The sequence below is a fragment of the Sphingobacterium paludis genome (genome assembly GCF_004364125.1).
Lineage (GTDB): Bacteria > Bacteroidota > Bacteroidia > Sphingobacteriales > Sphingobacteriaceae > Sphingobacterium > Sphingobacterium paludis.
This window is the reverse complement of the sequence record NZ_SNZV01000021.1, coordinates 1-3,013: the sequence shown is the minus strand read 5'-3', so window position 1 is coordinate 3,013 and position 3,013 is coordinate 1. Positions and strand designations below refer to the sequence as shown.

Genomic DNA, 3,013 nt, shown 5'->3' with positions numbered 1-3,013 from the left:
TGTTCTTGATGATTTTTTCTTGTGTTGTCATAACTCTAATCTATTTTTCAGTTGTTAATTTATTGCAACTGTCAGATTAAGTCTTGACTACTTCATCTCAATCAACCAAATGATCTCCCATGTATAAGGTTCCTTTCTACAATTTTGTTTTAAACCTGAAAATTGTACTCTTAGCTTAAGACGTTCATACCTTCCATTTGTCCCTTATTTTAGAAACACTATTCTTTAGCTAATCATCAGCGTTATGTCTTATTTGTAAGTACAGCCTATAACTAACATCTATATCAGTAAGGTAGCCTTCTGGCTTCCTGAAATAGCTATTTACATGTTATAAAATATCCTTTTGCGCAAATGAAATTGTGGAATTGCAACAATAAAATAGACAGATAGTTAAGCAGCTATATTTCGTTTATATTTTTTTCTAGCGAACTCCTCTGGAGACATATATCCCAATGCAGAATGTTGCCTTTTGCGGTTGTACCAAGTCTCGATGTATTCGAACACGATGAGGGCAGCCTGCTCCCTGTGTGCGAATTTATGCTGGTACACACATTCAGCCTTCAGTGTTTTGAAGAAACTTTCAGCCACAGCATTATCCCAACAATTACCCTTTCTACTCATACTTCTTTTAACGAGTGGATTTTCTTTGCGTATAGATCTGAATTCATGACATGCAGACTGTATTCCTTGATCGGAATGGAAAATTAGTTCTTGGGTTATCGGTCTGTTCTTTTGTGCCATTTTAAAAGCGCAAACCACGGTGTCGATCGTCTTCATGGTTTCACTTAAAGCCCATCGGATCACTTTTCTATCTCCAAGATCGATAACAGTTGTCAAATAGAGCCGGCCCTTCCGAGTTTTAATGTACGTCATATCCGATACCCACACGGCACCAAGTGTACCCGGTCTGAAATTACGGTCCGATAAATTCTCAGCAACAGGATATTTATGACTGGAATCTGTGGTTACCTTAAATTTTCTCTTGACAATACTCCTTAATTCTGCCTTTTTCATTAATCTAGCCACCCTTACCCGGGATACTTTTATATTCTTATTGTGCAGCTCACGGGTAATCCGCGGACTGCCGTAGGTTTTTTTACTGTTAGAAAATGCTTCCTGGATCTCTATGACAAGCTTTTGGTTCTCCACATTCCTCTTGGATGGGATGCCCTTCAAAAAACTGTAATAGCCGGCTCTGCTTACCCTGAATACATGACACATCTTCCCGACTGAAAATACTTCGCGATGCTCACTTATAAACCTGAATATTTCTCGCAGCTCTTGGAGAAGATGCCCACAGCCTTTTTTAGTATATCCCGTTCAATTTGGGTGTCGCGAAACTCTTACTTCAAGCGTGCTAGTTCCTGCTCGGCCTCACTCAATATAAGATTCCCATTTCCCGGGAAACTACTCCATTGTTTCTTTGAATACTCTTTGCGCCATCTGTACAATAGAGCCGGGCTGATATCCAATTCTCTAGCTAGCGCACTAAGATCGCTACGCGTATTACTCAGCTCAACGCTCATCAGCCTAAACTCTTTCGTGTAAATTTTTCTTTCTTTTGACATAACTCTGTTAAGTTATTAAATTCTCTTAACTTAATGTCCAGTCAAATGTAGCAACTTCAGACTCGTTTTGATTTATATCTCCATTTTCTGCTTATTTAAACAATCTGGTAATTACTAATTTAGATCGGAGGAGTGATTGTTTTGCCTTCGACGAGTGCTTTTAGAACGGCGATTGTCACGTGTGAAGCTACGAAGTATGTAATAAAAAAGGGGCGAAAATAAATTCGCTCCCTTTCTAATCAACTAAACAATCTACCGGTAGGAGTTTTTTTACTACTATCTTGTTTTGAACATGTAATTGTACTCTTAGTTAGGACGATCATATCTTCCATTTGTCCCTTATTTTAGAAACATTATTTAGATTATTTAGTTAATCATTAGCTTTAACTTTTAGTTGTGGATATAGAAGATAACTAACATCTTGCATAAATGTTGTCACGTAAGTATAAAAACGGCGATGTACCGTATTTACACTTGGTGATCTCTACCTTTTTTTACGGCTGTTTACCCCTGAACTTATTGGAGGCTCTGGGTTGGCGACAGTTGGAGAATATGGCTCAAACTGTAGATTATCGATGAATGCATTGACAAATGTCTCACGCATCTGATCGCTGGTCGGATTGATCTTTATGGTACCCCGAACCAGCTCCCGCTTTTCCAAGGAAAGAATGACGAAATCGATGACATGGTGTTTGGTGTTGTACATATAGCCAGCATGTTTAGCATCATTCTTAATGTAGCGAATAACTCTTGTATCCAAATCTTCTGAAACGGTCAGGGCATCGAAAAGTTTTGTTGTCTGCTGCTCAATAGTAGTTGTCGATAGTTGAGGAGACTGTGGATACCATGATATCTCTATTAAACAAGGCTGATTCCACCCAGTCGAAGGGTATTGCGTGCGGAAATATGCAACATTAGGGCTCAACTTATTTATCACACTTTCATATCCTGGTGCATATATTTGTCTTGCTATACCATTATCCAATGCGATGATCGTATTAAGATCGGTGAGGTAGCCTTCTGGCTTCATGTAATAGCTATTTACATGCTCTAAAATGTCCTGTTGTGCAAATGAATTTGCCAAATTTAACAATAGGACGAAAATGCTTATTATAATCTTTTTCATTATTATTTATTTATTTAGGGTTTGCAGGGGTCTTTCATGGTAACGTTTCCTTCTGAATCAAGTTTTACATTTTCGTTCTTATCCGTATCGCTAATTTTCTGCTTGTTGAGATTGAACATCTTTCCGAACAGTTGCAGTAATGCGGACTCGCCGCTTTTTTGTATGTCCAATTTGCTATCTGGATTGCCGTTCGAATCCCGAAATGCTGAACGTGTAAGATCAGCATATCGAATATTTTCAGCAATTTGCCTTTCCCCGTAAAGTTCTTTTGTCATATATGCGAATAGCTGTGCATCCTTTATCGTAATGGTGTAAATAT

2 protein-coding genes and 1 pseudogene are annotated in these 3,013 nt (G+C 38.3%); all 3 read right to left on the bottom strand.

The window, feature by feature from the left end; genetic code table 11:
* Positions 1 to 390: 390 nt before the first annotated feature.
* Positions 391 to 1,568: pseudogene (locus B0I21_RS19940) on the bottom strand (IS3 family transposase).
* A 484-nt stretch (positions 1,569 to 2,052) separates the two neighbouring features.
* On the bottom strand, positions 2,053 to 2,694 hold the full coding sequence (locus B0I21_RS19935) for a hypothetical protein (protein WP_133642255.1): 642 nt from the start codon (positions 2,692 to 2,694) through the stop codon (positions 2,053 to 2,055).
* Positions 2,695 to 2,708: 14 nt separating this feature from the next.
* The coding region (locus B0I21_RS19930; RefSeq protein ID WP_208292402.1) for a hypothetical protein at positions 2,709 to 3,013 on the bottom strand (305 nt) is incomplete at its 5' end.